The sequence below is a fragment of the Micromonospora craterilacus genome, assembly GCF_003236315.1.
GTDB classification, from domain to species: Bacteria; Actinomycetota; Actinomycetes; order Mycobacteriales; family Micromonosporaceae; genus Micromonospora; species Micromonospora craterilacus.
This window is the reverse complement of the sequence record NZ_POTY01000574.1, coordinates 1-443: the sequence shown is the minus strand read 5'-3', so window position 1 is coordinate 443 and position 443 is coordinate 1. Positions and strand designations below refer to the sequence as shown.

Sequence of the window (443 nt, the reverse complement as noted above, 5' to 3'; positions counted from 1 at the left end):
GCCCCGCACGGCCGGGAGACCGCGCCGGCCGGGGAGCCCGGGGATGACCGGGCAACTCTTCGCCTTCCGCTTCGACTCGCGGTTTCGTCCGCTGTTGGCCCTGCTCGGGGTCCGGCCGTCGACCGCCTGGGTGCGGGTCGACGCCGACGACCTGGCGGTACGGTTCGGGCCGTGGCGGCTGCGCACCCGCCGGGAGAACGTCGCCGGGGTCGAGGCCGGTGGTCCGTACCGCTGGTGGCGGGCGATCGGGCCGCACCTGTCCGGCGCCGACGCGGGCGTCACCTTCGGCAGCACCACCGCCGCCGGCCTCTGCGTCCGGTTCACGCGACCGGTGCCCGCCCTGCTGCCCGGCGGCTGGCCGCGTCACCCGGGGATGACGGTGACCGTCGCTGATCCCGCCGCGCTGGCCCGCGCCCTGGCCGCGCCGGCCGGTGGCTGAGCGC

1 protein-coding gene is annotated in these 443 nt (G+C 78.3%); it reads left to right on the top strand.

What is annotated here, in order from left to right; all coding sequences use genetic code 11:
* Positions 1-439 (top strand): hypothetical protein (locus tag C1I95_RS34500; protein ID WP_438941371.1); only part of this gene is annotated, 439 nt, incomplete at its 5' end.
* Positions 440-443 lie beyond the last annotated feature (4 nt).